This window comes from Thermopolyspora flexuosa (genome assembly GCF_006716785.1).
GTDB classification, from domain to species: Bacteria; Actinomycetota; Actinomycetes; order Streptosporangiales; family Streptosporangiaceae; genus Thermopolyspora; species Thermopolyspora flexuosa.
In genome coordinates this window covers 4,566,041-4,592,000 of sequence record NZ_VFPQ01000001.1, presented here as the reverse complement: position 1 = coordinate 4,592,000, position 25,960 = coordinate 4,566,041, and the positions used below count along the sequence as shown (strand labels likewise).

Below are 25,960 nucleotides of genomic sequence, written 5' to 3'. Positions count from 1 at the left end.
GGAGGGGCCATGCGCGGGTACCGAGCCGACCAGGCGGTGTGCGTGCGGCCGCCGGGCGCGCTCGCCGACCGGCTCGGCCGCTGCGTGGGCTACCAGGACCGGATCGGCTTCACGGTACGGCGGCGCGAGATCCCCTGCAGCCGGGTGACGGTGATCGTGGCGCTGGGCGATCCGGTCGAGGTGGTGCACGCCCCGGACGGGGCCGCGGGCCGGTCGCTGACCTGCTTCGTCGCCGGGGTGCGCGACCGCATGGCGGTGACCGGGGTGCGCGGGATTCAGCGGGGCGTGCAGCTGTCGCTCAGCCCGGCGCGGGCCCACGCGATCCTCGGGCTGCCCATGCACGAGCTCGGCAACACGATCGTGGACCTGGCGGCGGTGCTCGGCCGGGACGGCGCGCTGCTGCCGGAACGGCTCGCCGAGGCGCCGACCTGGCGGGCGCGCTTCGAGATCCTCGCCGCGTTCCTCGAACGGCGGCTCGCCGTCGGGCCCGCGCCCGACCCCGGGGTGGAGCGGGCGCTGCGGTGGCTCGCCGCCTCCGGCGGGGACGTCCGGATCGGGGAGCTCGCCGACCGGCTCGGCTGGACCAGGCGGCACCTGGCCCGGCGGTTCCGCGAGCAGGTGGGGCTGAGCCCGAAGACGGTCGCGCGCGTGCTGCGGTTCGAGCGGGTGACCGACCTTCTCGCCGACGGCGCGCCGCCCACCGCCGGCCTCGCCGCCGCCGCGGGGTACGCGGACCAGGCCCACATGTGCCGGGAGATCCGGGCGTTCGCGCGGTGCACCCCGGGCGAGTACGCCGCCTCGCTCCGGCGCACCGCCCCCGACCTGCCGGTGATGTCCCATTTGTTCAATAGCGCGGAGGGCGGGTCCGGATAGCGTCCCCCGCAGGCGAATTGGGGGAAACGGAGGCGAGAGATGGCGTTGTCGCCCGCGTCCGTCAAGCGGTGGATGTACCGGAACAACCGGCCGAACCGGCTCGCGCGGTTCCTCAACCGGCTCACCGCCGTGTACTTCGGCGGCGGGGTGCTGTCGTCGCCGCGCTGGACGATCCTGGAGGTGCGCGGCCGCCGTACCGGCCGCGTCATCGAGGCGCCCGTGGTGCTCGCCGACCACGAGGGCGGCCACTACCTGGTGTCGATGCTCGGCGAGGACGTGAACTGGGTGCGGAACGTGCGGGCCGCCGGGGGACGCGCGGCGCTGCGCCGCCGGGGACGCCGTGCCGTACGGCTGGTGGAGGTCCCGGTCGGGGAGCGCGCCCCCATCCTGCGGCGGTACCTCGAGCTCGCGCCCGGGGCCCGCCCGCACTTCCCGGTGACGCGGCGGGCCCCGCTGAGCGAGTTCGCGCGCATCGCCGGGCGCTACCCGGTGTTCCGGGTGCTGCCCGGCGACGGCGACGGATGACGGCTAGCTCAGCTTCTTGGCGTTCTCGATCGCCTCGGCGAGGGCCTCGAGCAGCGGGGCCACGCCCGCGTACGAGTGCCGCGGCACGGCGTCCCACGGGATGACCTGACCGGCCTGCACCGCGGGCAGCTTCGTCCAGGCGGGCTTGTCCTTGAGGTCGTCGGGCTGGAGCGCCATCGTGCGGCTGTCCAGCATGATCACGTCGGCCGCGTACTTGTCGGAGTTCTCCCAGCTGAGGCTCTCGAAGTAGCCGCCGTCGTCGACCTTCTCCGGCTCGACGATGTTCACCCCGAGCTCGGCGAAGTAGATCAGGTCGCTCGTGGTCTTGGGGGAGGAGACGTAGAACAGGTCCGCGCTCGCCGACGCGGCGAGGACCCGGATGTCGGGGTGCTCGGCCGCCGCCTTGCGCAGCCGCTCCACCGCGGCGTCGAACCGGGCCTTGGCCTCGGTGACCTTCGGGGAGTTCATGTCCGCGCCGAGGGCCTTGGCGAGCTCGGCGTACCGCTCGATCGGCTTGACCAGGGAGATCTTGCCGGTCTTGATCGCCACGCTCTGGGCCAGGGCGGTGATCTTGTCCTTGCTCTCGTCCGGGACGTACCACAGCGAGCCGGGCTCGAACTCGTGGGTGATGAGCAGGTCCGGCCGGAGGCTCGCGTACTTCTCGATGTCGAACTCGCCCCAGACGTTGCCGAGGATCGTCACCTTGTTCACGTCGAGCTCGCCGGCCTGCGGCTCCGGCGAGCCGTCCTTGCGCTTGGTCTCGCCGAACACGCCGACGATCTTGTCGCCGAGGCCGTAGTCGGCGAGCGCGCCCGCGGCGCCGGTGAAGGCGACCAGCCGCGTGGGGGCGGCGTCGAGCTTGACCGTCACGTTGCGGTCGTCGGTGAACGACCACGGCCCGGACGAGGCGCTCCCCGTGTTCGACGCGGTCGTCGACCCGCTCGTCGTCGAGTCGCCCGCGCCACAGGCCGCCAGAACCAGGCCGAGGGCGGCCACACCGCCCGCGGCCAGCACGCTACGCCGGGACAGTCGTCGGGCAAGCGCCATGGGAGTGACCCTCTCTGGTAAGGCATACCTAATCAAACGGCGGCCTTTAGGCTAGCCTAACCTTATTGAGGATCACCATTGGGGGGTTCCTGTCCCAACAACCCCGTTAGCACCTGCGGAGGCCCACGTGTCCACCTTCATGCCGGCCGCGGCGGCGACCGCGCGGACCGAGCGGCGGCCGGCGCGGGCGAGGAAGGCCGCGCTGCACGCGGCCGGGCTGCTCGGCGCGGCGGCCGTGCTCGTCGTCGTGCTGGCGCTGAGCATCGGGGTCGGGGCAAGGCCGCTCTCGCTCGCCGAGGTCTGGGCGGGGCTCGTCGACGAGGGCGCCGAGACGTACACGATCGTCCACGAGATGCGGCTGCCGCGCACCCTGCTCGGGCTGCTCGCCGGCGTCGCGCTGGGGCTCGCGGGCGCGGTGATGCAGGCGCTCACCCGCAACCCGCTCGCCGACCCCGGGCTGCTCGGCATCAACGCGGGCGCGTCGGCCGCGGTGGCGACCGGCACCCTGCTGTTCGGCGTGACGGCCTTCTCCGGGTACGTGTGGTTCGCCCTCGCCGGCGCGGCGGTGGTCTCCGCCCTCGTGTACGCCGTCGGCGGCGGGCGGTCGGCCACCCCGGCCCGGCTCGCGCTCGCCGGGGCCGCGCTCAACGCCACCCTCTACTCGTACGTGAGCGCGGCGATGCTGCTCGACAGCGGCTCGCTGGAGAAGATGCGGTTCTGGACGGTCGGGTCGCTCGCCGACGCCCACCACACCACGGTGCTGCGGGTGCTGCCGTTCATCGCCGCGGGCGTGGTCGTCGCGCTGCTGCTCGCGGCGCCGCTCAACGCCCTCGCGCTCGGCGAGGACTCCGCCCGGGCGCTCGGCGCCCGGCCCGCGCGCATCCGGGTCGCCGCGATCCTCGCGGTGACCCTGCTGTGCGGCGCGGCCACCGCGGCCTGCGGGCCGATCGTGTTCGTGGGGCTGATGATGCCGCACCTGGTCCGGCCGTTCACCGGGCCGGACATGCGCTGGCTGCTGCCGTACTGCGCGCTGCTCGCGCCGGTGCTGCTGCTCGTGGCGGACGTGCTCGGCCGCGTGCTCGCCCGGCCGGGCGAGCTCCAGGTGGGGATCGTGACCGCGGTGCTGGGCGGGCCGTTCTTCCTCTATCTGGTACGGCGGGCCAGGATGGCCCGGGTGTGACGCCCCGGTACGCCGAGTTCGAGGACAGCCGATGGGAAAGGCGGGTGGCGCGATGAGCGTCGTATGGTTGGGAGCCCGCGCCGTGGTCTTCCGGCCGCGTGCGCTCGTCGTCGGGCTCGGCAGCGCCCTGGTCGCGCTCGCGCTCACCGTCGTGGCGATCGGCGGGGGCGAGTTCCCGATGACCCCGTCGCAGGTCGTGACGGCCCTGCTGGGCGGAGGCACGCCGGCCGAGCGGTTCATCGTGGTCGAGCTGCGGCTGCCGCGGGCGATCTGCGCCCTGGTCGTCGGCGCGGCCCTGGCGCTCGCCGGGGCGCTGTTCCAGACGCTGGTGCGCAACCCGCTCGGCAGCCCCGACCTGCTCGGCATCACCCAGGGGGCGACGGTCGGGGCGCTCGCGGTCGTGGTCGCGGGCGGCGGCACGGCGGCGCTGTCGGCCGGGGCGCTCGCCGGGGGCCTGCTCACCGGGGCCGCGATCTACCTGCTCGCCTGGAAGCGGGGCGTGCACGGGTTCCGGCTCATCCTCATCGGCATCGGGGCCACCGCGATCCTCACCGGGGTGAACGGCTACCTGTTCACCCGGGCCGAGCTGATGGAGGCGGCCCGCGCGCTGCTGTGGATCACCGGCAGCCTCGACGGGCGCGGCTGGGAGCACGTGCTGCCGCTGCTCGCCGGGGTGGGCGTGCTCGTCGCGCTCGTGCTGCCCGGCTCGGGTCGGGCGCTGCGGGTGACCGAGATGGGCGACGACCTCGCCAGCGGGCTCGGGGTGCGCGTGGAGCGGCTGCGCATGCTGCTGCTCGGCGCGGCCGTGCTGCTCACCTCGTTCGCCGCGGCCGCGGCGGGCCCGGTCAACTTCGTCGCGCTCACCGCGCCCCAGCTCGCCAGGCGGCTCACCCGGTCGCCGGGGCCGAACCTGCTCGCCTCGATGTGCGTGGGCGCCGCGATGCTCGTCGCCGCCGACCTGGTGGCGCAGCGGGCGTTCGGCGAACGCCAGCTCCCGGTCGGCGTGATCACCGGCGTGATCGGCGGCGGCTACCTGGTGTGGCTGCTGATCACCGAGCGCCGCGCCGGTCGGCTCTGAGCCGCGTAGGGCCCACGCGTTCTTTGGCCTTCCGGCACCGATCCGTGGTTGCGCGTTCCCGCAGGTGGGCGTAACGTACAACCAAATGGTTGTACGTGAGCTGAGCGATGCGGACGCCGACCGCATCTTCCACGCCCTCGCCGACGCCACCCGCCGCGACATCTTCGCCCGGGTGGCCCGGGAAGGGCTCTCGGTGTCGGCGCTCGCGCAGCACTACCCCATGAGCTTCGCCGCGGTGCAGAAGCACGTCGCGGTGCTGCACCGGGCGGGGCTCGTACACAAGGAGCGGCGTGGACGGGAGCAGGTCGTGCACGCCGAACCGGCCACCCTGCGGCGGGCGATCGACCTGCTCGAGGCGTACGAGCGCATCTGGCGGCAGCGCGTCGAGGGCATCGATCGGCTGCTCGACGAGGACTGAGGAGGTACCCATCATGCCCGTGGTCAAGTCGTACCGGGACGTCGAAGCGCTGCGCCTCACCGTCGTCGCCGAGTTCTCCGCCCCGGTCGAGCGGGTCTGGCGGGTGTGGGAGGACCCGCGCCTGCTCGAACGATGGTGGGGCCCGCCGGGATGGCCGGCCACGTTCGAACGGCACGAGTTCGTCGTCGGCGGCCGCAGCGCCTACTACATGACCGGCCCTGACGGGCAGCGGTCGCACGGCTGGTGGCGGATCACCGCGATCGAGCCGCCGCACCGGCTGGAGTTCGACGACGGGTTCGCCGACGAGGAGGGCAGGCCGCTGTTCTCCGGCAGGGCGATCCACGGCGTCGTCACGCTCGAGCCGCACGAGGGCGGCACCCGCATGACCATGGTCTCCACGTTCGGGGACGCCGAGTTCATGGAGCGGGTCATCGCCATGGGCATGGAGGACGGCCTCACCCTGGCGATGGGCCAGATCGACGACCTGCTCGCCTGAGCACCGGGGCTTCGGGCAGGGCAAGGCCCGGATCGGCGGGGAGCCGCCACCGATCCGGGCCTTGGTCTCACCGGGATCGCGAAGGGATCAGCCGTCGTCGTCCGAGACCCTGGTCGAGCCGCACTTGAGCTTGGCGCCGGGGGACATCAGGTTGGTCCCGCACAGGCTGATCGGGACGGACACGGGCTCGATGATCTCGTCGTTGAAGATCACGATCTGACCGATCAGAGAGCCGGAGGGCGGAGCCGGTTCGGCCGGCTCGGGCGGCTCCGGCGGCTCGGCCGGTTCGGCCGGCTCCGGGGGCTCCGCGGGCTGGGAGGTGGTGGGCTGGGAGGTGGCGGGCTGCGTCGGGGGAACGTTGGCCAGCGCCGCCGAGGGCTGGGCGACGAGGAGCAGGGCTCCCGCCGTCACGGCGAGCAGGGTGCCGAACGCGTGCCTTCTCCGTACTAGGCCGCCACCCGCTCCTTCGGCTGCAGTACGGCCGCGCCCTCGCCACCGCCCACCAGGGAGTGCCGTGCCGCCTGCGCCGGCTTCTGCGGCCGCTCCCCGTGGGACATGATGCGGTCGATTATCGCGAGCGCCATCGCCGAGACGATGAACGTGAGGTGGATAAGCGTCTTCCACAGAAGCTCCCTATCTGTTACGTCGGGCTTCGCCGCGTTGATGAAGATCTGCAGGAGGTGAACCGAGGAGATCCCGATGATCGCCATCGCGAGCTTGACCTTGAGCACGTTCGCGTTGACGTGGGACAGCCACTGCGGTTGGTCGGGATGCCCCTCGATGCGGAGCCGCGAGACGAAGGTCTCGTAGCCGCCGACGATGACCATGATCAGCAGGTTGGAGATCATCACGACGTCGACGAGGCCGAGCACCACGAGCATGATCGTGGTCTCCGGGATGCCCTCGCTGAACGCCAGATGGATCAGATGGGCCAGCTCACCCATGAAGCGCCACACATAGACCATCTGGGCCACGATCAGCCCGAGGTAGAGCGGCATCTGGATCCAGCGGCTCAGGAACATGAAGTACCCGAGCCGGGTGAGCGGGCCGTTGTGGTGGGGCCAGGACGTCCTGTGCGTCGCCGTGTGCAGCATCGCCGTCACGAGGTGAGGATGTTCACGACGAGGCTATGGATCACGAGCCCGAGCGGGTCGTTGGCGCCGAGGGCCGAGTGCCGGACCGCGGAGGCCTCCGGCGTGACGGCGGTGACGAGTGCGGCGATCGCCAGGGCGCAGGCCGCGGCGACGACCGCGCCGATGATCAGCGATTTGAGACGGGGGGACATGGCTCTCCGATCGTTCGAGTAGCGCCTCCTTACTTTGTGTGGTTAGTCAACCACATAGCGCAGTCATCCGTCACTCCCCCAATAAGTGATATTCACTTGGGATCTGACTCTCGGCGGAAGGGTTAGGGCCGAGGCGCGGCGGCACGGGTATTCCGTGGCGCCGCGCCGGTTTCATTGCGATGTGTGCTTTTTTCAGGGGGCGAGACAGGCCTGTGGGGCGATCTCCGGCGGAATGGTGAGGCTCGCCGGATCGAGAAGCGTGGCGAGGTCGATGCTTTCGGTCAGGCAGGTGATCGTGGCCACCGGGTCGATCTGGGCCGACGCGGGCGGGGCGAATGCGAGAAGAGAGCCCGCAAATGCCGCGATTGCGAGCAGGAACTTGCTCGTGCGCATGAGGGAAACCTCCGTTTTGGGGGAATCATCTACGAGTGAACATTACCCATCGTACATGATCGGTGACAGAAGGGTTTGCTAATTCTAGCCCTTTCGTAAGCGCCTTCCCGGGATGGCCAAGGAATTGAAATAGGGCTATTAACCCGATTCGCACCTTTATGGCGATGATGGGTATCTGATGAAGTGATGTCCGACCGGTCCCGATGGCGTTGCCGGGGAAATCAGGAGAACCCCGAAAAACAGGGCGATGTTCCTCGCGGAATGGTGAACGCGTTCATCATACGTTCACTTTTCCGGATGCCAAACAAATGAGTTGTAACCGCTTCCGGTAATCGCGCTGTGCCGCCACGTGAAAACCCTCCCGCGGGCCGCGACGACCGGAGACGGTGCCGGCCGCCCGGCTCGCGCCGAGCATGCGATTCCGCCCTGCCCGCCGTCGGCGTCGGCGGGGATTGCCGCGCCTCGGCGGCATGGGGTCGCGCGGCGACGGCACGGCGATTCCGCCGCGTCGTGCGGCGTGCCCGGGTACGGCGCGGCCCGGGTGCCGCTCACCCGGCGGCGACCACGGTGTTCTGGCCCGCGACCAGCAGCCATCTGCCGGCCTCGTCCTTGCTCAGCACGTACAGCGGCGCGCCCTCCCGGTCGTGGTCCGGCGCCCGGTAGCGCTGCCGTACCTTCACCACCGCGACGTCCGGCCGGACGAACCGGACGTGCGTCACCTCGTAGGAGACCGTGCCCTCCCGCTCGGCCGAGGCGAGCAGCTTGCGGGTGAACTCCTCGATCTCGGCGAAACCGACGAGCACCCTGCCCCGGATCGTCGTCCAGACCGCGTCGGGATGGATGAGCGCGAGGAACTCGTCGGGATCCCGCCGCCGCTGCGAGCGCTCGACGGCGGCGACCACCCGCTTGATCGCCTCGATGTCCGCCGCGTGCGCCGGCGATTCCGCCTCCATGGCCGACCATCCTGCGACCTGAAGTTTGGTTGAGGTCAAGCGGGCGTTCCCGCCGGTGCCGCACCCTTCGCCCGGCCGCCCGCCCGCGGCCCGCCTGCCCGCCACGCCGCCCGCCCGGCCGGTCGCGTCGCGCGCCGTGCCGTACCGCGGAACGCCCGCCGCGGCCGGTGAAACCGCGGTGAGGTGGATGAAACCGGCGTGAAGCGGCCGTGAAGCCGAGGATGGCGAACCTCTTCCCCGACCGCCGGGAGGCGCCCGGCGGGGAGAGAGGAGACGCCTCATGACGGAGCTGAGTGCCGTCCGGGCGGAGGGCCTGGTCAAGGACTTCGGGGAGTTCCGCGCCGTCGACGGCATCGACCTCGACGTACGGCAGGGCGAGATCTTCGGCGTGCTCGGGCCGAACGGGGCGGGCAAGACCACCACGTTGCGCATGCTCGCCACCCTGCTGCCGATCGACGCCGGCCGCGCGGAGGTCTTCGGGGTCGACGTGCGGCGGGAACCCCACCGCGTCCGGCAGCTGCTCGGCGTCACCGGCCAGTACGCGTCGGTGGACGAGGACCTGACCGCCCGGGAGAACCTCTGGCTGTTCGCCCGGATCCAGGGCCTGTCCCACGCCCGGGCCAAGGCGATCGCCCGCGACCTGCTCGACCGCTTCGGCCTGCAGGAGGCGGCCGACCGGCCGATCGCCCAGTTCAGCGGCGGCATGCGCCGCCGCCTCGACCTCGCGTCCAGCCTGATCACCCGCCCGCCGCTGATCTTCCTCGACGAGCCGACCACCGGCCTCGACCCGCGGACCCGCGGCCAGATGTGGGACGTCATCCGCGAGCTCGTCGCCGACGGCTCGACGATCCTGCTCACCACCCAGTACCTGGATGAGGCCGACCAGCTCGCCGACCGCGTGGCGGTGATCGACCACGGCCGGAAGGTCGCCGAGGACACCCCGGACGCGCTGAAGACCCAGGTCGGCGAGTCGACCCTGCAGCTCGTCCTGGAGAGCGAGGCCGACGTCCCCGCGGCCGTGGGCGTCGTCCGCCGGCTGCTCGGCGAGGAGCCGGTGCTCAGCCCGGAGGCCGGGCGCATGAACGTCCCGCTGCCCGACCCCAACCGGGCCGCCGACGTCCTGATCGGCCTGCGCGAGGCGGGCGTCGGCATCTCCTCGATGAGCGTCGCCAAGCCGACGCTCGACGAGGTGTTCCTGGCACTGACCGGTCACGGCACGGACGACCGGTCCCGGACGGAGGCAGCCTGATGACCACCACGAGCATCACCGTCACCCGCGACACCCGGACCCTCGACACCGCCGCCGTGGCCGCCCGCACCGCGTCCCACCCCACGGTGCGGGAGACCCTGGTGCAGACCCTGGTGATGGCATGGCGGGCGCTGAAGAAGATGCGGCGAAAGCCGGAGCAGTTCTTCGACGTGATCATCCAGCCCCTGCTGTTCACCGCGCTGTTCGCGTTCATCTTCGGCGGCGCGATCTCCGGCAGCGTGGAGAACTACCTCCCGGTGCTGATCCCCGGCATCCTCGCGCAGACCGCCCTGACCGTCTGCATGTCGACGGGAGTGCAACTTCGCGAGGACATGGACAAGGGGGTCTTCGACCGGTTCAAGGTCCTGCCGATGGCACGGTTCGCCCCGCTCGCCGGCCCCATGGTCGCCGACCTGCTCCGGTACGGCATCGCGTCGGTGCTGACCCTGCTCTCCGGCCTCGCCATCGGCTACCGCCCCGGCGGCGGCGTGCTCGGCTGCCTGGGCGGCATCGCCCTCACCGTGGCCGCGGGCTGGTCGCTGGCCTGGATCTTCACCTGGCTCGGCACGCTGGCCCGGTCGGCGCAGGCCGTGCAGGGCTTCTCCATGGCGATCATGTTCCCGCTCACCTTCCTGTCGAACGCCTTCGTCCCGGCCGAGACGCTGCCCGGCTGGCTGCAGACGTTCGTGGCGGTCAACCCGGTGTCGCACGTGGTCTCCGCGGTGCGGGCCCTGTTCAACACCGGGACCGTGACGGCCGACGTCGGCTGGGCGCTGGCGGGGTGCGCGGTCGTCATCGCGATCTTCGCCCCGATCGCGGTCCGCTCCTACTCCCGGAAGCTGTAGGCGGGCGGTGCGCCGGCCACCCGCTTCAGCACGGCGCGCGCCTCGGCGAACAGGTCGGGGCCGCGCCGCTCGCCGTACTCGGCCGCGATCCGGGACAGCATGCCGGGGGCGACGCGCTCGGCGTGCGCGGCGAGCACCGGCCAGCGCATCGTCAGCGTGTACTGGTTGTACGCGAACCGCTCGGCGAGTACCAGCAGCCGGACCGCGTCCTCGACCGGCAGCGCGCCCTTGAGCAGGCCCCACAGGCCCAGCCCGGCGAGCACCATGCCCGCCGCCGGGAAGTCGAGGAACCTGCGGTCCACGTCGAACACGTCCATGACCTTGCCGCGCAGCAGCTCGAACAGGTCCGCGCCGTCGTCGCCCTCGCCGTACTGCGCGTAGGCCGCGAGCGCGAGCACGTCCGCCAGGATGGACCACGGCGTGACGCCGTCGGGCGCGCCCGGGACGCTGCGCCTCCGCAGCACCTCGGCGACCTCCCGGTGCATGCGGAGGCCCTTCGCGACCTCGCCGTCGACCAGGGCGAGCTGCGCCCGGCACAGGTCGGCGGACAGGGCCTCGCCGTACATGCCCAGCGGGGCGAGCCGCTCCAGCTCGGCGATCATCCGTTCGGCCTCGTCGCGGCGCCCCTCGGCGAGCGCGCTCATCGCGAGGGTGGAGCGGATCTGGATGACCTCGTCCACGGACCCGAGCCGTTCCAGCACGGGCAGCGCCTCGGCGGCGTGCCGTACGGCCGCGGCGTGGTCGCCGATCTGCGCGAGCAGGGACGCGAGCTGGATGTGCAGCACCGCCCGCTGCCAGGGGCCGTCGTCCTCGTCGACGAGCCGGAGCGCGGCCTTGGCCGCCTCGATCGCACCGGCCCGGTCCCCGACGTTCTCCCGGCCGTGGCTCAGCAGGTGCAGCGCGACCTTGCGGATCACCGGGTCGGGGTCGGCGACCAGTTCGTCGAAACCGTGGTCGGGATCCCTGACCAGGGTGAGCAGCACGGTCACCAGGGCCCGGACCCTCGGGTCCGCGGAGTCGGCGCCCAGGCCGGACAGCCTCGCCAGCAGGTCCCGGAACTCGTCGGAGTTGAACAGGAAGAGGATGTTGAACAGGGCCACCACGAGGGCCACCCGCGTCCGGTCGAGGAGCCGGGGTGGCGGCGTCCACCCGGCGAGGGCGGAGGCGACCGGCGGGGTGAAGGTGAGGCAGCGCGGGAAGTCGCCGCGGATCGACCAGTAACCGCTCAGCGAGGAGAACAGCACCACGACCGCCTCGGGGTCGGGGTCGGCGACCGCGTCGCGCAGGATGTCGGTGAGGTTCGTCTCCTCCGCCCGCAGCCGGTCCATCGCCTCGACCTGCTCCGGCGAGAACAGCCGGGCGCCGTGCCGTTCGGCGTAGCCGACCGCCCAGGCGCGCACCGCGGCCCGGGCCTCGGCGGTCTCCCCGGCCGCCTCCAGGCGCATGCGGCCGAACTCCCGCACCGTCTCCAGCATCCGGTAGCGGACGCCGCGGCCGGTGTCCACGACGGTGAGCAGGGACTGCGCCACGAGCTCCTCGATGGCCTCAAGGGCGTCGCCGCCGAGCACCTCCTCGGCCGCCTCGAGGGTGAAGCCGTCCGGGAACGCCGACAGGCGGCGCAGCGCGCGGCGCTCCCGCTCGCCGAGCAGGTTCCACGACCAGTCGATCACCGCGAGCAGCGTCTGGTGCCGCGAGTGCGCGGTCCGGTCACCGCCGCGCAGCAGCGCGAACCGGTCCTCCAGCCGGCGGGCGATCTCCGCCGGCGACATCACCCGCACCTTCGCGGCGGCGAGCTCGATCGCGAGCGGCAGGCCGTCCAGGCGGCTCACCACGGCGCGCACGTCCTCCTCGGCGAGCCGTACCCCCGGCCGGGCCGCGGTCGCCCGGTCGCGGAACAGCTCGACGGCGTCCGCGAGGCCGAGCTGGGGCAGCGGGTAGACGCGTTCCGCGGCGATCGCCAGCGGCGCCCTCGTCGTGGTGAGCACCCGCAGGTCCCGCGTTGTCGCGGTCAGGTACGCGACCAGGTCAGCGACGGCCTCGACCAGGTGCTCGCAGTTGTCGAGCACGAGCAGCGTCGGCGCCATGTCGAGCTGCCGCGCGATGCGTGCGCGCACGTCGGCACGCTGCTGCGGGGTGAGGGTACGGCGCCCGGTCACCGAGTCGCGCACGCCGAGCGCCGACCCGATCTCGCCGATCAAATTCTCCGGCGAGGTCACGCCGACCAGCTCGACGAAGTGCACAACCGGCTGCGGGGCCTCGCGGGCGACGGCGTGGGCGAGCCGGGTCTTGCCGAGCCCGCCCGGGCCGAGGATCGAGACCACCCGCGAGGTGGCGAGCAGCGCCCGCACCTTGCGCAGGTCCTCGTCCCGGCCGAGCAGCGAGGTCGTGTCGAACCGCACCCCGGAGCGCACCGGACGGTCGAGCGCCAGCAGCTCGTGGTGGACCCGCCGCAGCTCCGGGCCCACGTCGGCGCCGACCCGGTCGCGCAGCTCCGACCGGTAGCGCTCGAAGCGGTCGAGCGCGGCCCCCACACCGCGCACCGCCGCCTCGCTGCGCAGCAGGTCGGCGAGGAGCCCCTCGTCCTCCGGATGGGCGCGCGCCGCCTCCTCCAGCTCGGCGAGCGCCGCGGCGTGGTCCCCGCCCCGGCTCCACGCCCGCGCGAGCACGACGCGCGCGTCCGCCAGGTCCCGTGCGGCCCGCCGCCGCAGTTCGGCGAGCGGCCCGTCACCCTCGCCGGGCAGCGCCCCGGCACCCAGCGCGACGGCCTCCCGCGCCGCCTCGGCCGCCGCCGCGGGATCCGCGTCGAGCAGCGCCCGAGCCCGCTGCGCGAGCGCGTGCAGGCGCTCCGCGTCGATCCGGTCGGGCGGCACCTCGAGCCGGTACCCGCCGCCCTCCGTGATCAGCACCCGCGGCCCGACGACCGACCGGGTCCGGGACACCAGGACCTGCAGCGCCTTCACCGGGTTCGCCGGCTCGTCGTCCCCCCACACCTCGGCGACCAGCCGTTCCGCGCTCACGGTACGGCGGGCGAGCACGAGGGCGCCGAGCAGCGCCTGAACTCGCTCACCGACCAGGGGCCGGCCCTGCCATTGCACGTCGGCGAGCAGGCGCAGGTCGATCGGCATGCCACAAGTCTAGGTTTCGCCGGGATTCCCGCTTCTGGCCGCAAAAGAGACACTCCGCCGAACCCGAACCCGGACCCGGTGCCCGCACCGCTCGCCGGGCCGTACCTGGCCGGGCGGCGGCGTGTGGCCTCGGAGGCGAGGGTTGACCGATCGCGTTTCGGCGTTATCATCACGGAATCGTGATTGATTCTGAATCCGGAATGAGTCCGCGCGACGGGTTGGCCCCCGCGGCGGCGCTGTTCCGCTCGCTCGCCGATCCGGTACGGCTCGCCATCGTGCGGCGGCTGGCGCAGGGCGAGACCCGGGTGGTGGACCTGACGCGGGAGCTCGGCATGGCGCAGTCCACGGTGTCCAAGCACCTGGCCTGCCTGCGCGACTGCCGGTTGGTCGACTACCGGGCGGAAGGGCGCCAGTCCTTCTACTTCATCGCCGCGCCGGAGCTGCTCGACCTGCTGCGCTCGGCCGAGGCCCTGCTCGCGGCCACCGACCGGGCCGTGGCGCTGTGCCCGAACTACGGCACCTGCCCCGGCGATGCCGTACCGCCCGCCGAGTCCGCGGCGTCTGGGAGAGAGGACGGGACGTGACCACGCTGATCGTGGGCCCTCTCGCCCCAGCATCGGTCGGTGCCGACCCGTCGGGCGCGCCCGCCGCCGGTGACCGCACACCGACCGTGCCGCACCGTTCGTGAGGAGACCTCATGGCGCTGACCGCGCTCTTGATCTATCTGGCCTGGCTGGCCCTGGCGTTCGGCGTGCGCACCTGGGTGCAGTGGCGCCGCACCGGCGACACCGGATTCCGCGGGGCGAACCTGCCGCGGGGAAGCGTGCAGTGGTGGGCCCGCCTGATGTTCACCGCCGCCCTGCTCGCCGGGGTGGCGGGCCCGGCCGCCGAGATGGCCGGCCTCGCGGCCGTGGGCGCCCTCGACACGCCGGCCGTACGCGGCACCGGCCTGGTCCTCGCCCTGCTCGGCGCGCTCGCCACGCTCGCCGCCCAGCGGTCCATGGGCGCCTCCTGGCGCGTGGGCGTGGACGAGTCCGAGCACACCACCCTGGTCACCACGGGAGCCTTCGCGCTGGTGCGCAACCCCGTGTTCACCGCGATGATGATCACCGCCGTCGGCCTGGCGGCGATGGTGCCGAACGTCGTCTCGCTCGCCGCCCTGCTGCTCACCTTCGGCGCGATCGAGCTGCAGGTCCGCGTGGTCGAGGAGCCCTACCTGCTGCGCACCCACGGCGAGGCGTACGGGCGCTACGCGGCCACCGTGGGCCGGTTCCTCCCCGGCCTGGGACGTCTCGGCCAGGCCCGCCGCTGAGCGGCGCCTCGCCGCAGGGACCTCCGACGGGACCGATCGCACCGTGCGGTCGCACGGAAGAGCGTCAGGTGCCGGGCACAAGCAAGGCCCAGGTGGGAGATCACTCCCGGCCCTGGGCCTTCGCGCTTGGAGCGGGTGACGGGAATCGAACCCGCGCTATCAGCTTGGGAAGCTGATGTTCTGCCATTGAACTACACCCGCATCGCCGATCTGGGGTACCGACCGGCGTACACCACTTTAGCGGAAAGTTCGGCATGGTGTTGGGAGCCCCGGGGCGGTTGTTGCGGGCGGATCCGGCCGCAGGATCGTCCCCGGTCGCCTGCCTTGGACCGCGCCACCGGCGTCCGTGCTCCGGCCGGGATCCGGCGAGCGCGCCCGGCGGTGCCGTACCGCCCGCGGGTGGGCCCGTCGGCGCAGGTCGCACCGGGGTGAACGGGTGTGGGGGCGCGAGGGGTGGGGGAGGTTAACTGTCTGTTGACGGGCGGTTGATAGGTTGCGGGCGTGTTGCTTTCCGATCGGGATATTCGGGCTGAGATCGCGTCGGGGCGAGTGAAGCTCGACCCGTACGACGAGGAGATGGTGCAGCCGTCGAGCATCGACGTGCGGCTGGACCGCTACTTCCGCGTGTTCGAGAACCATCGGTACCCGCATATCGATCCGGCGGTGGAGCAGCCTGATCTCACACGGCTCGTGGAGCCGGACGGGGATGAACCTTTCATCCTGCACCCGGGGGAGTTCGTGCTCGCCTCGACGTACGAGGTGATCAGCCTGCCGGACGACATCGCCGCCCGGCTGGAGGGGAAGTCGAGCCTGGGCCGGCTGGGGCTGCTCACGCACTCCACGGCCGGGTTCATCGATCCGGGATTCGAGGGGCACGTGACGCTGGAGCTGTCCAACGTCGCGACCCTGCCGATCAAGCTGTGGCCGGGCATGAAGATCGGGCAGCTGTGCCTGTTCCGGCTCAGTTCTCCTGCGGAGTTCCCGTACGGCTCGAGCCGGGTCGGGTCCCGCTACCAGGGGCAGCGCGGGCCCACCCCGAGCCGCTCCTACCTCAACTTCCACCGCACCCGGATCTAGCCGAGATCGGGAAGTCTCCTCGTCCGTCCCCACAAGCGATCCCGGCCCCCGCGTGCCGGTCGGGGAGCGGTGTTAACGCACACTGGTCGGGCAACGTCAGGGAGAAGGGAAGGTTACGAGCAGGAGAGCAGACGGTGAAGTGTGCATCTCCGCTGGTAGCCCGTACTCTTCTTGGCGGACCGTCCCCGCACTTCTGGAGATTGACGTGCGCCTCCGTCTCACACCCCGTGAGGACAGCTACTACGACTTGTTCGCGGCCTCCGCGAACAACCTGGTCACGGCATCCCGGTTACTGGTCGAGATCATCAGCGTCGACTCGGATCGGTCTGCCCTGATCGAGAAGATGGCCGCGTGCGAGCACGCGGGTGACGAGCACACTCACGCGATCATGAGGCGGCTCAACGAGAGCTTCATCACGCCCTTCGACCGCGAGGACATCTACCGCCTCGCCTCCAGCCTCGACGACATCATGGACTACATGGAGGCCGCCGCCGATCTCATCGGCCTCTACCAGATCGAGCACCTCCCCAAGGAGGTCGTGCGGCAGGTCGAGGTGCTGGAGCGTGCCTCGGAGCTCACCGCCGAGGCGATGCCCCGGCTGCGCTCGATGAAGAACCTCAACGAGTACTGGATCGAGATCAACCGCCTGGAGAACCAGGCGGACCAGATCTACCGGCGCCTGCTCGCCAAGCTGTTCGGCGGCGAGTACGACGCGCTCACCGTGCTCAAGATGAAGGAGGTCATCGACCAGCTGGAGGGGGCCGCCGACGCCTTCGAGCACGTGGCGAACACGATCGAGTCGATCGCGCTCAAGGACGGTTAAGTGGAGCTCGCACTCGTCATCGGCGTCATCGTCGTAGCGCTGGTGTTCGACTACACCAACGGCTTCCACGACGCCGCCAACGCGATCGCGACCTCGGTCTCCACTCGAGCCCTCACCCCCCGCGCCGCCCTCCTCATGGCGGCGGCGATGAACTTCCTCGGCGCCCACCTCGGCACGAAGGTGGCGCAGACCGTGGGGAGCGGCATCATCGACGCACCCGACGGCACCCACGGCCTGGTGATCGTGGGCGCAGGACTGGTCGGTGCGATCACCTGGAACATGATCACCTGGTACTTCGGCCTGCCCTCGTCGAGCAGCCACGCCCTGATCGGCGGCCTGGTCGGCGCGGCGCTGGCCTCGGCGTCGGTCGTGCACTGGGACGGCGTGGTGGAGAAGGTCGTGATCCCCATGATCGTCTCGCCGCTCATGGGGTTCGTGCTCGCCGGGGCCGTGATGATCGCGATCCTGTGGATCTTCCGGCGTGCCAACCCCGGCCGGGCCGCCCGCGGGTTCCGGTACGCCCAGACCTTCTCGGCCGCGGCGATGGCGCTCGGCCACGGCCTGCAGGACGCCCAGAAGACGATGGGCGTGATCTTCCTCGCGCTCGTCGTCGGCGGGTACGCCTCCCCGGGCGACCCGATCCCCCAGTGGGTGATCCTCGCGGCGGCGGCCGCGATCTCACTCGGCACCTACGCGGGCGGGTGGCGCATCATGCGCACGCTCGGCCGCCGCATCATCGCCCTCACCCCGCCCCAGGGCTTCGCGGCCGAGACCGCGGCCTCGGCCATCCTCTACATCGCGGCGATGGGCTTCGGCGCGCCGATCTCGACCACGCACACGATCACCAGCGCGATCATGGGCGTGGGGGCCACGAAGCGCCTGTCCGCGGTGCGGTGGGGCGTGGCCGGCAACATCGTGACCGCGTGGGTGCTCACCATCCCCGCGGCCGCCGCGGTGGCGGCGGTGACCTACCTCATCCTCCACGGCATCCTGGAGTGACGACCCGGCCGGTGGTCGGAAGGGGGGGTCACCGCCGGTACATCACGTCCGTGTCCCAGTGGGTGAAGCCGAGCGATTCGTACAGCCGGATCGCCGGGGTGTTGGCCTCGTCCACGTACAGCATCACCTGGGCGAGGCCACGGGCCCGCAGGTGACGCAACCCGGTGAGGACGAGCGCCCGGCCCAGGCCGGTGCCCTGCTCGGACGGGTCGACCCCGACCACGTACACCTCGCCGATCGGCTCGTGAGCGTGCTCGCCGTCTCCGTGGACCTTGGTCCAGTGGAAGCCGGCGAGCCGCTCCCCGCGCCAGGCGAGGAAGAACCCCTCCGGATCGAACCAGGACTCCTGCTCGCGCCGCTTGACGTCCTCCAGCGTCCAGGCGCCCTGCTCGGGGTGGTCGGCGAACGCGCGGCGGTTCACCGCGAGCCACGCCTCCTCGTCGACGCCCGGCCGGAAGGCGGCGATCCGGATGCCCTCGGGGAGCACCGGGTCGGGGAGCGCGGCGTACAGGCTGCGGCGCATCTGCCACAGCGAGCGCACCCGCGAAAAGCCCGCGGAGGCGGCGAGCCGTTCCGCCCCGGGGTGGCCGCCGTGCGCCCACAGCCGCAGCCGTCCCCCGGTCTCGTTGAGCACCGCGTCCAGCAGCCGCCGGCCGAGGCCGCGCCGCCGGAACTCCGGATGGATCACCAGCTCCCCGCTGGGCCCCTCCACCACGTCCGTGGGGTCCACGTGCGCGTACCCGGCGAGCCGGTCCCCGACGTACAGCAGGGCGTTTCTGGCCTGCTCCTCCCCGCCGTACCTGAGGTGCAGCATCACGTGCTCGTTGAGCGGGCGCACCCCGTCCGCCTCGGTCGCCGCATCGACCACCGCCAGGACGGCGGCGACCTCGTCCGCGCCGAGCCGTCCCCGAATTTCCACGCGCGAGTTCATAAGCGCACCATATGCGCCCGGTGTCCGGTCCGGGCGGTCGGACCCCGTGCCGCGCTCAAGGCCCCGGGGGGTACGGCACGGCCGCGGCGGACACGCGACCGCCCCGCCGGGGGTGCGGCCACGCCCCCGGCCCGCCGTACGCTCCGGTGCCGCTACTGGCGCACCGGGGTGGGCCCGGTGTTCTCGCTCTGCTGCTGCTCGCCGCGGTCCGGCACGAAGCGGTAGCCGACGTTGCGCACCGTGCCGATGAGCGACTCGTGCTCGGCGCCGAGCTTGGCCCGGAGCCGCCGCACGTGCACGTCGACGGTGCGGGTGCCGCCGAAGTAGTCGTAGCCCCAGACCTCCTGCAGGAGCTGGGCCCGGGTGAACACCCTGCCGGGGTGCTGCGCCAGGTACTTGAGCAGCTCGAACTCCTTGAACGTGAGGTCGAGCACCCGCCCGCGGAGCCGCGCGGTGTAGGTGGCCTCGTCGATGGTGAGGTCCCCGCTGCGGATCTCGTCGGGCGTGTCCTGGCTGGCGGCCAGCGACAGCTTCCCGATCGCCAGGCGCAGCCGGGCCTCGACCTCGGCCGGTCCGGCGGTGTCGAGGATCACGTCGTCGACACCCCACTCGGCGGTGACCGCGGCGAGGCCGCCCTCGGTCACGATGGCGATGAGCGGGCAGTCGATGCCGGTGGTGCGCAGCAGCCGGCACAGGCCCTTCGCCTGCACGAGCTCACGCCGCGCGTCGACGAGGACGGCGTCGGCGGGCGGCGCGTCGATGAGGGCCGACCCCTCCGCAGGGGCGACGCGGACCGAGTGGAGCAGCAGCCCCAGTGCCGGCAGCACCTCCGAGGACGGTTCGAGTGCGTTGGTGAGCAGGAGCAGGTTGCTCACGGAACCTCCTTCGTCGTCGGCTCGTCCGGTGGACGACCCGCCTTGCCGTGCACGCGGCGTTCGGCCGAAAAACACAGAAGGACCCGGGGGCCACGTCGCCCAGGTCCGTCAGTACGTGAGAATAACCGACGACAGCGCGCGGCCATAGCGCGTGCCACGCTGTGAGCGGTGAGGTACGCGGAAAACCCACGTATCCATCCGTGCACCGAGTGTATATGGTGAATATGGCCGGAATTGTTTCGGTACGGCTCAAAAGTTGGACGGTGTAGGCAAAATGGCGGTTGGGACGGTCCGCTACTGGGCCGCGGCGCGTGCGGCCGCGGGGGTCGCGGAGGAGCCCTTCGAGGCCGCGACGCTGGGCGAGCTCGTGAAGAAAATCACACGTAACGACGAGCTCGAGCGGGTGCTGCGCCGCTCGTCCTTCCTCATCGACGGCAACCCGGCGGGCACACGCGACCCGGACACGATCGTGCTGCCGGACGGCGCGACCGTCGAGGTCCTGCCGCCGTTCGCCGGCGGATAGCGCCCCGCGCCGAACGCGTCGGCGGCGCGGACCGGGACACCCCGCGGGTGACCCCCGAGGCCACCGGGCCGGAGGAGGCGGTGACCGGCCGGGGACCGGAACGGACCGGAATTTGATCGGTTTCGGTCGTGTACGGCGGGGCGGTCGACGCCGGCCCGGATACCCTTGGCCGTGGTGGATCTCCTCGGCGTGCCCTGAAGGAGACGGGATGCGCAAGCTGGTGGTGTTCCTGATCCTGCTCGCCGTCGTGCTCGGGGTCCTCGACCGGGTGGCGGTGTCCGGCGTGGAACGGGAGATCGCCCGCCAGGTGGAGGCCCGCTACGACCTCGACGAGACGCCGAAGGTCGAGGTGCACGGCATCCCGTTCCTCACCCAGGCGATCTCGGGCCGCTACGAGGAGATCTCGATCTCGATCGGATCGTTCCGCCGGGACAGCGTGCGGGTCGCCCGCATCGACGGCCGCCTGCTCGGCCTCAACGCCGAGCTCAACGACCTGCTGGCGAGCGACGCCGAGATCACCGTGGACGAGGTGGTCGCCACCGTCGTGGTGTCGAGGCAGACCATTGACGACCGCGCCCCCGAGGGGTTGAAGGTCGAGGCCGCCGAGGACGGCACGCTGCGGGTCACCGGCGAGCTGCCGGTGCGCAACGTCCCGGTCGAGGTGTCCGCCACGCTGCGGTTCGAGGTGGTCTCCGGCGGCATCCGGATCCGGCCCGACGACGTGAAGGTGGGCGGCAACCTCGCGGTGCCGAACGCCGAGCGCATGCTGTCCTGGACCGTGCCGGTACGGCGGCTCCCGCTCGGCCTGAAGATCACCAAGGTGACGCCCACGGCCGAGGGTCTCGCCATCGAGGCGCGGGCCAAGGACGTCGTGCTCAAGGGCTGAGCCGGTTGAACCCGCCCGGCACGCCGTACGTCATTTGAGTGTGAGTCACGCCGGAACCGCCGACGAGCGACTCCTCAGGAGCCTCTTCGACGATCACGCGGGGCCGTTGTACGGCTACGCACTGCGACTGACCGGCGACCCAGGCAGGGCGGAGGACGTTGTGCAGGAGACGCTGTTGCGCGCCTGGCGCAACCCGGACGTGCTGGCCGACCGGCCGGTACGGGCCTGGTTGTTCACGGTCGCGCGCAACCTCGTCGTCGACCAGCACCGCGCCCGCAAGTCACGGCCGCAGGAGACGGGCGACGAGGCGCTGGCCGTACTGCCCGGAGACGACGAGGTGGAACGCGCCGTCGAGAAGTGGGCCATCGCCGAGGCGATCGCGTCCCTGCGCCCGGAGCACCGTGAGGTGCTGCTGGAGACCTACTACCGCGGACGTTCGGTGAAGGAGGCGTCGCAGATCCTCGGGATTCCCCCGGGGACGGTGAAGTCACGGACGTACTACGCGCTTCGCGCGCTCAAGCTCGCGCTTGAGGAACGGGGGCTGGCGCCATGAGCGTGGACTGCGACGAGGTGCGCATGGCGCTGGGGGCCTACGCCCTGGGGGCGCTCGACTCGCGCGAGGCCGCCGAGGTCTACGAGCACCTCGGCTGGTGCCCGTTCTGCCGGGTGGAGGCCGACGAGTTCCTCGGGCTGCCCCAGCTGCTCGGCCGGGTCACCGAGGCCGACATCGAGCAGGCCTCCCGCCCGCCGCGGGCGGTGCTCGACCGCATGCTGAAGGTGCGGGCCCGGCGGCGCCGGATCACCCAGGCGGTGCTCGCGGTGGCCGCGTCGCTGGTCATCTGCGCGGTGGGCGGCTCGATCTGGCTGTACGCGGCGCAGCCGGGCGGCGGCGACGAGACCGCGACCGTCGCGATCGCGCCCGAGTCGGCGCAGGCGGACTCCCCGGCGGCCGACGCGCAGGCGGCCGAGCCCACGCGGACCGTCACGGTCGCGCCGAGCACGCGCACGACGCGCGAGCTCACCGCGAGCCGGGGCGAGGTGCACGCGGTGCTGCGGCTGCGCTCGGGGGAGGGCGGCACCCAGGTCGGGGTGTCGCTGGGCGGCGTGCCGCGCGGCACCAAGTGCAACGTGATCGTGGTGGCCAAGGACGGCACCCGCGAGCAGGCGGCGAGCTGGACGATCCGCGCGGCCAACGGCGAGGTGGCGAGCTTCTCCGGCTCCACGGCGATCCCGATGGAGCAGATCAGCCGGATCGACCTGGAGACGCCCGACGGCGACCTGCTGCTGCGCGTGCCCGCCACGGCCTGACCGGGCCGGTACGGCACGGCCGCCGCGGCCCGGCGCGTGTCCGCATTCGGACACCCGTCTCGCGATGTGGACACCCGTCTCCGGGGTCGCGCCCGCGCGACCATTGTGCGGAACGTCACCGCAGGGGTGGTGCGCGCCCGGAGTCATCGCCGGTGACCTGCGTAAACGGGTGATGTGACGGTGCTTGGGCACAGAAATGCGATCTTGTGACATTTGACCTTTTTGACCCCTCTGTCTCATCAGGCGGACAGGGATGTGACAGATGGCGGAACGGCGGGGTACTGTCATGGGCGTGACTCCGAGGACAGAGCTGCTCACCAAGCGACGCGCCGTCGACTTCTGCCGCGTCGCCACCGCGCTCTGTCGCGCTGCCTGAGGGCGATCGAAGCGGGCGCCGACCCCCGACCGATCACGGCCGTCCCCGGCAGGGCACACGATGCGGAGTCTCCACGATGTCTCCTCAACGCCAGGTCGATCCTCTTGGCACGCGCTTCGCGGCAGGACTCACCACAGCGGCCCTCGTGATCGCTGAGCCGACCGGTGCGCTGTGGCCGCTCGCGGTGCCGGCCCTGGCCTTCGCGCTCGGTGCCACCGGACGCCCGCCGTACGGCCTGCCGCCCGGCCCTGCCGTACGGCCGACCGGCCCGGCCCGTGCCCTGCACCGACTGGCCCGCACGGGCGTGGGTAGGGGTCGAAAGGCCTGGGGGACCGGTGCGCCCGCCCCTGTCGCCGCCTTCCTCACCGCGGCCCTCGGCGTTCGCCCGGGCTGCGAGAAGCACCAGATCATTCGCCGTCTACTGCCCGCCGCAACCCGATAGGGGAGGATCACATGAGCCGCTCCGCCGCACTGGTGGATGCCGACTGGGTCGAGGCGAACCTCGACACTCCCGGTGTGGTCATCGTCGAGGTCGACGAGGACACCAGCGCCTACGACAAGGGCCACATCCGTAACGCCATCAAGATCGACTGGAAGAAGGAGCTGCAGGACCCGGTCCGCCGCGACTTCGTCGACAAGGCCGGCTTCGAGGCCCTGCTGTCCGAGAAGGGCATCTCGAACGACGACACGGTCATCCTCTACGGGGGCAACAACAACTGGTTCGCCGCCTACGCGTACTGGTACTTCAAGCTGTACGGGCACGAGAAGGTGAAGCTGCTCGACGGCGGCCGCAAGAAGTGGGAGCTCGACTCCCGCGAGCTGGTCACCGAGGTGCCGAACCGGCCGCGGACCAACTACGTCGCCAAGGAGCAGGACCTGTCGATCCGCGCGTTCCGCGACGAGGTCGTGAACGCGATCGGCAAGCTCAACATCGTCGACGTGCGCTCGCCCGACGAGTTCACCGGCAAGCTGCTCGCGCCCGCCCACCTGCCGCAGGAGCAGGCGCAGCGTCCGGGCCACGTGCCGACCGCGCGCAACATCCCGTGGTCGAAGGCCGCGAACGACGACGGCACCTTCAAGTCCGACGAGGAGCTGCGCAAGCTCTACTCCGAGGCGGGCGTCGACTTCAGCAAGGACACCATCGCCTACTGCCGGATCGGCGAGCGCTCCGCGCACACCTGGTTCGTGCTGCACGAGCTGCTCGACCAGCCGAACGTGAAGAACTACGACGGTTCGTGGACCGAGTACGGCTCGCTGGTGGGCGTGCCGATCGAGTTGGGGGAGGCCCGATGACGCAGGCTCAGGGGTGCGGGGCACCCGCGCAGACGATCACCCTTCCGGCGGGCGTCGACCTGTCGACCCAGGCCGTCATCCAGGGCGTGGTGACCGGGGGCGGCCCGGCCTACGCGCGGCTGCTCGACGAGTCCGGTGAGTTCACCGGCGAGGTCGTCGTCTCCGACGAGGGCATCTTCCGGTTCTTCGCCGCTCCGGGCTCGTGGACGGTCCGGATCATCGCGGGCGGCGGTGTGACCAAGGACTTCAAGGTCGAGGCGAAGCGCGGCGAGGTCGCCCAGCTCGAGGTCGCGGTCTGAGCCGAGCCGCCTGAGGCCGAACTCCGAAACCGGCATCCCCGAACGGGGTGCCGGTTTTCGGCTTTCTGGGGTGGTTTGCGTATCCGGGGGTGTGGCTCGGTCCGCTCGCCGCGCGGTCCGTCGGCATGTCGCGGGCCGATGTCCGCGATCGGCCGTGTCACTGTCGTCACAATATCGTTACCTTTGGTAGCGAAGATCACCTGACTCGCGGTTGGAGGGGGCCGTCATGGAAGGGCAAGGGGGCGCGTGGCAGGTACCCGGCTACACCCGGATCCGGGAGGTGAGCGGCGACGGGCGCGTGGTGCTCGCCCGCCACGACGACGACGGCACCGAGGTGGTGATCGGCTACCTGGACTCGCCGCCCGGCGACGAGGAGGCGGTCGCGCGGTTCCGTGCGGACGCCCGGCTGCTCGCCTCGGTCGACGAGCCGCGCGTGGTCCGGCCCCGCGAGTACGTCGAGGGCGAGGAGGGCGCGGCGATCATCCGGGAGGCGGCCGAGGGGGAGCCGCTGCGCCGGATCCTCGACCGCGCCGGTCCGCTGCCGCCGGAGGCCGCGCTCGCGCTGCTCAAGGACACCCTGCTCGGGCTGGCCGCCGCGCACCGGGCCGGCGTGGCACACGGCGACGTCCGGCCGGATCACGTCCTCGTCACCGCGGACGGCACCGGCAGGCTGGCCGGGTTCGGCGTCGCCCACCTCGTCCGCTCGTCCGCGGACGACGCCGGGCCGTACCTGCCGCCCGGCGAGGAGCGGGCGGACGGGCCCGCGGCGGACCTGTACGCGGCGGCGGTGACGTTCGCCGAGGCCCTCACCGGGGAACGGCCCGGGGAGGCCGACCGGGACCGGCATCCGCCACCGGTCGAGCACGTCCCCGAACCGTTGCGCGAGCTCGCCGGGTACGGCACGGCGGCGCGGGCCGAGGACCGCCCCGAGTCCGCGGAACGGTTCCTGGAGCGGCTGGCGGAGGCGGCCGCGGCCGGGTACGGCGCGGACTGGGAGGAGCGCGGGCGCGTCGCGCTGCGGGAGTCGTCGGCGTCGCCCGACCGCGCGGCGGCCGCGCCGGGGCGGACCCTCGGCACGCCGGGCGGCGCCTTCGCCCTGAACCGGCTCGACCCCACGGCGAAGCTCGCCGTCGTGGGCGCGCTCACCGTGGTCACCGTGGCCGCGATCGTCGCCGTGTTCGCGATCCTCGGCGAACCGGCGTCGACCACCTCCCAGGCCGGGCCCGAGGTTCCGGTCGCCGTGACGACGACGCTCACCCCCGCTCCCGCGACGCCCACCTCCGCGCCCGCGACCGACCGGGCCACCCCCGCGCCGTCCCGCCCCGGCACGCCGCAGCCGACGCGGGCGCCCGAGCCCGCGCCGTCGCGAACCTCCGCCGCCGACCCGGCGGAGTCCCGTCCGCGGACCGAGCGGCCCCGGACGCGGCGCCCGACCGCAAGCCGGTCGGGGCGATCGAGCTCGAGCCCGACCACCCGGCGGCCGTCCCGGACGCCCACGCGTTCGGCCACCCGGTCGGCCACCCCGCGCACGAGCCCGCCCGCGACGAACTCCACGCCACCGGGCGAGCCGCCCACCGAGGATCCGGACGACGACGACCTGCCCACGGACTCGCCGGAGGAGCCGGAGCCCGATCCGGACGAGCCGGGCATCGAACCGCCGACGTCATAGCCGGTCGTCGTGGCCGCGCGTCCGCTCGGCGAAGGGGCGGCGACCCGTCCACGCCCACGGCGGGCCGCCGCCTCCGGGTACCGCGGCACGGCCGCCTTCGCCCGGCCGCCCGGCGTCGACGG

Annotated in this window: 31 protein-coding genes and 1 tRNA gene; 22 read left to right on the top strand and 10 right to left on the bottom strand. The window is 72.2% G+C overall.

Going from position 1 to position 25,960, the window contains the following annotated elements:
* The first annotated feature begins 9 nt into the window (after positions 1 to 9).
* Both FHX40_RS19640 and FHX40_RS19635 read left to right on the top strand, forming a co-directional pair.
* A complete protein-coding gene (locus tag FHX40_RS19640) occupies positions 10 to 873 on the top strand; it encodes a helix-turn-helix domain-containing protein (protein ID WP_170198893.1) in 864 nt (287 codons plus the stop codon).
* Between the two features lie 39 nt (positions 874 to 912).
* Positions 913 to 1,398 carry a nitroreductase/quinone reductase family protein gene (locus tag FHX40_RS19635; RefSeq protein WP_211350318.1) on the top strand — a complete coding sequence of 162 codons (486 nt, stop codon included), beginning with the start codon at positions 913 to 915 and terminating at the stop codon, positions 1,396 to 1,398.
* A 3-nt stretch (positions 1,399 to 1,401) separates the two neighbouring features.
* On the opposite strand, the gene FHX40_RS19630 is transcribed toward FHX40_RS19635, so the two are convergent.
* Positions 1,402 to 2,445, bottom strand: coding sequence for an ABC transporter substrate-binding protein (locus tag FHX40_RS19630; RefSeq protein ID WP_142260988.1), 1,044 nt, complete (start codon positions 2,443 to 2,445; stop codon positions 1,402 to 1,404).
* 127 nt (positions 2,446 to 2,572) lie between these two features.
* Here FHX40_RS19630 and FHX40_RS19625 point away from each other — a divergent pair, with 127 nt between their 5' ends.
* From FHX40_RS19625 to FHX40_RS19610, 4 genes are all read left to right on the top strand, one after another.
* Complete coding sequence (locus tag FHX40_RS19625; RefSeq protein ID WP_229788544.1) at positions 2,573 to 3,625, top strand: FecCD family ABC transporter permease; 1,053 nt, start codon at positions 2,573 to 2,575, stop codon at positions 3,623 to 3,625.
* Between the two features lie 52 nt (positions 3,626 to 3,677).
* Positions 3,678 to 4,703 carry a FecCD family ABC transporter permease gene (locus tag FHX40_RS19620; protein WP_142260987.1) on the top strand — a complete coding sequence of 342 codons (1,026 nt, stop codon included), beginning with the start codon at positions 3,678 to 3,680 and terminating at the stop codon, positions 4,701 to 4,703.
* Between the two features lie 85 nt (positions 4,704 to 4,788).
* Complete coding sequence (locus FHX40_RS19615) at positions 4,789 to 5,121, top strand: ArsR/SmtB family transcription factor (protein ID WP_142260986.1); 333 nt, start codon at positions 4,789 to 4,791, stop codon at positions 5,119 to 5,121.
* 13 nt (positions 5,122 to 5,134) lie between these two features.
* A complete protein-coding gene (locus FHX40_RS19610) occupies positions 5,135 to 5,617 on the top strand; it encodes an SRPBCC family protein (protein WP_142260985.1) in 483 nt (160 codons plus the stop codon).
* Positions 5,618 to 5,704: 87 nt separating this feature from the next.
* Here FHX40_RS19610 and FHX40_RS19605 read toward each other — a convergent pair whose 3' ends face one another.
* The 5 genes from FHX40_RS19605 to FHX40_RS19585 all read right to left on the bottom strand — a co-directional run bounded on the left by FHX40_RS19605 (position 5,705) and on the right by FHX40_RS19585 (position 8,248).
* Complete coding sequence (locus FHX40_RS19605) at positions 5,705 to 6,028, bottom strand: hypothetical protein (protein WP_142260984.1); 324 nt, start codon at positions 6,026 to 6,028, stop codon at positions 5,705 to 5,707.
* A 35-nt stretch (positions 6,029 to 6,063) separates the two neighbouring features.
* Positions 6,064 to 6,711 carry a TIGR00645 family protein gene (locus FHX40_RS19600; protein WP_142261898.1) on the bottom strand — a complete coding sequence of 216 codons (648 nt, stop codon included), beginning with the start codon at positions 6,709 to 6,711 and terminating at the stop codon, positions 6,064 to 6,066.
* Between the two features lie 5 nt (positions 6,712 to 6,716).
* Positions 6,717 to 6,902, bottom strand: a complete 186-nt coding sequence (locus FHX40_RS19595) for a hypothetical protein (protein WP_142260983.1) — start codon at positions 6,900 to 6,902, stop codon at positions 6,717 to 6,719.
* A gap of 192 nt (positions 6,903 to 7,094) precedes the next feature.
* Positions 7,095 to 7,295, bottom strand: a complete 201-nt coding sequence (locus FHX40_RS19590; RefSeq protein WP_142260982.1) for a hypothetical protein — start codon at positions 7,293 to 7,295, stop codon at positions 7,095 to 7,097.
* A 548-nt stretch (positions 7,296 to 7,843) separates the two neighbouring features.
* On the bottom strand, positions 7,844 to 8,248 hold the full coding sequence (locus FHX40_RS19585) for an SgcJ/EcaC family oxidoreductase (RefSeq protein WP_142260981.1): 405 nt from the start codon (positions 8,246 to 8,248) through the stop codon (positions 7,844 to 7,846).
* Positions 8,249 to 8,528: 280 nt separating this feature from the next.
* Between FHX40_RS19585 and FHX40_RS19580 the strand changes: the two genes are divergently transcribed.
* Both FHX40_RS19580 and FHX40_RS19575 read left to right on the top strand, forming a co-directional pair.
* A complete protein-coding gene (locus FHX40_RS19580) occupies positions 8,529 to 9,497 on the top strand; it encodes an ATP-binding cassette domain-containing protein (RefSeq protein ID WP_142260980.1) in 969 nt (322 codons plus the stop codon).
* Positions 9,497 to 10,342, top strand: a complete 846-nt coding sequence (locus FHX40_RS19575; protein ID WP_142260979.1) for an ABC transporter permease — start codon at positions 9,497 to 9,499, stop codon at positions 10,340 to 10,342. Before FHX40_RS19580 ends, FHX40_RS19575 begins: the two co-directional genes overlap by 1 nt.
* Here the strand turns inward: FHX40_RS19575 and FHX40_RS19570 are convergent.
* Entirely contained in the window at positions 10,324 to 13,467 is a 3,144-nt protein-coding gene (locus tag FHX40_RS19570) for an AfsR/SARP family transcriptional regulator (protein ID WP_142260978.1), read from the bottom strand. The two genes, FHX40_RS19575 and FHX40_RS19570, sit on opposite strands and share 19 nt — an antisense overlap.
* Before the next feature lie 200 nt (positions 13,468 to 13,667).
* Between FHX40_RS19570 and FHX40_RS19565 the strand changes: the two genes are divergently transcribed.
* Both FHX40_RS19565 and FHX40_RS19560 read left to right on the top strand, forming a co-directional pair.
* Positions 13,668 to 14,051 (top strand): ArsR/SmtB family transcription factor, encoded by a 384-nt coding sequence (locus FHX40_RS19565; protein ID WP_142260977.1) that lies wholly within the window; start codon positions 13,668 to 13,670, stop codon positions 14,049 to 14,051.
* A gap of 113 nt (positions 14,052 to 14,164) precedes the next feature.
* A complete protein-coding gene (locus FHX40_RS19560) occupies positions 14,165 to 14,779 on the top strand; it encodes a methyltransferase family protein (RefSeq protein WP_142260976.1) in 615 nt (204 codons plus the stop codon).
* Positions 14,780 to 14,906: 127 nt separating this feature from the next.
* Here the strand turns inward: FHX40_RS19560 and FHX40_RS19555 are convergent.
* Positions 14,907 to 14,980: transfer RNA gene (locus tag FHX40_RS19555), tRNA-Gly, on the bottom strand.
* A 300-nt stretch (positions 14,981 to 15,280) separates the two neighbouring features.
* Here FHX40_RS19555 and dcd point away from each other — a divergent pair.
* The 3 genes from dcd (at position 15,281) to FHX40_RS19540 (ending at position 17,678) form a co-directional block, all read left to right on the top strand.
* Complete coding sequence (gene dcd, locus FHX40_RS19550) at positions 15,281 to 15,856, top strand: dCTP deaminase (protein ID WP_142260975.1); 576 nt, start codon at positions 15,281 to 15,283, stop codon at positions 15,854 to 15,856.
* A 205-nt stretch (positions 15,857 to 16,061) separates the two neighbouring features.
* A complete protein-coding gene (locus FHX40_RS19545; protein WP_142260974.1) occupies positions 16,062 to 16,679 on the top strand; it encodes a DUF47 domain-containing protein in 618 nt (205 codons plus the stop codon).
* Positions 16,680 to 17,678: an inorganic phosphate transporter gene (locus tag FHX40_RS19540; RefSeq protein ID WP_142260973.1), complete on the top strand. Its 999-nt coding sequence runs from the start codon at positions 16,680 to 16,682 to the stop codon at positions 17,676 to 17,678.
* A gap of 28 nt (positions 17,679 to 17,706) precedes the next feature.
* On the opposite strand, the gene mshD is transcribed toward FHX40_RS19540, so the two are convergent.
* Together mshD and FHX40_RS19530 are read right to left on the bottom strand one after the other, a co-directional pair.
* Positions 17,707 to 18,609 carry a mycothiol synthase gene (gene mshD, locus FHX40_RS19535; RefSeq protein WP_142260972.1) on the bottom strand — a complete coding sequence of 301 codons (903 nt, stop codon included), beginning with the start codon at positions 18,607 to 18,609 and terminating at the stop codon, positions 17,707 to 17,709.
* Positions 18,610 to 18,761: 152 nt separating this feature from the next.
* Positions 18,762 to 19,484: a winged helix-turn-helix transcriptional regulator gene (locus FHX40_RS19530; RefSeq protein WP_142260971.1), complete on the bottom strand. Its 723-nt coding sequence runs from the start codon at positions 19,482 to 19,484 to the stop codon at positions 18,762 to 18,764.
* 274 nt (positions 19,485 to 19,758) lie between these two features.
* Between FHX40_RS19530 and FHX40_RS19525 the strand changes: the two genes are divergently transcribed.
* The 9 genes from FHX40_RS19525 to FHX40_RS19490 all read left to right on the top strand — a co-directional run bounded on the left by FHX40_RS19525 (position 19,759) and on the right by FHX40_RS19490 (position 25,838).
* Positions 19,759 to 20,007: a MoaD/ThiS family protein gene (locus tag FHX40_RS19525; protein WP_142260970.1), complete on the top strand. Its 249-nt coding sequence runs from the start codon at positions 19,759 to 19,761 to the stop codon at positions 20,005 to 20,007.
* Between the two features lie 208 nt (positions 20,008 to 20,215).
* Complete coding sequence (locus FHX40_RS19520) at positions 20,216 to 20,893, top strand: LmeA family phospholipid-binding protein (RefSeq protein ID WP_142260969.1); 678 nt, start codon at positions 20,216 to 20,218, stop codon at positions 20,891 to 20,893.
* 40 nt (positions 20,894 to 20,933) lie between these two features.
* Entirely contained in the window at positions 20,934 to 21,446 is a 513-nt protein-coding gene (locus tag FHX40_RS19515) for a sigma-70 family RNA polymerase sigma factor (protein WP_142260968.1), read from the top strand.
* Positions 21,443 to 22,201 carry an anti-sigma factor family protein gene (locus FHX40_RS19510; protein WP_142260967.1) on the top strand — a complete coding sequence of 253 codons (759 nt, stop codon included), beginning with the start codon at positions 21,443 to 21,445 and terminating at the stop codon, positions 22,199 to 22,201. Before FHX40_RS19515 ends, FHX40_RS19510 begins: the two co-directional genes overlap by 4 nt.
* 262 nt (positions 22,202 to 22,463) lie before the next feature.
* Entirely contained in the window at positions 22,464 to 22,577 is a 114-nt protein-coding gene (locus FHX40_RS26305) for a putative leader peptide (protein ID WP_425329289.1), read from the top strand.
* 76 nt (positions 22,578 to 22,653) lie between these two features.
* Positions 22,654 to 23,019, top strand: coding sequence for a DUF4395 family protein (locus FHX40_RS26300; protein ID WP_142260966.1), 366 nt, complete (start codon positions 22,654 to 22,656; stop codon positions 23,017 to 23,019).
* Positions 23,020 to 23,030: 11 nt separating this feature from the next.
* On the top strand, positions 23,031 to 23,870 hold the full coding sequence (locus tag FHX40_RS19500; protein WP_142260965.1) for a sulfurtransferase: 840 nt from the start codon (positions 23,031 to 23,033) through the stop codon (positions 23,868 to 23,870).
* A complete protein-coding gene (locus FHX40_RS19495) occupies positions 23,867 to 24,169 on the top strand; it encodes a DUF1416 domain-containing protein (protein WP_142260964.1) in 303 nt (100 codons plus the stop codon). The genes FHX40_RS19500 and FHX40_RS19495 overlap by 4 nt, the downstream gene beginning before the upstream one ends.
* A gap of 226 nt (positions 24,170 to 24,395) precedes the next feature.
* Positions 24,396 to 25,838 (top strand): serine/threonine-protein kinase, encoded by a 1,443-nt coding sequence (locus FHX40_RS19490; protein ID WP_142260963.1) that lies wholly within the window; start codon positions 24,396 to 24,398, stop codon positions 25,836 to 25,838.
* Positions 25,839 to 25,960: the final 122 nt, after the last annotated feature.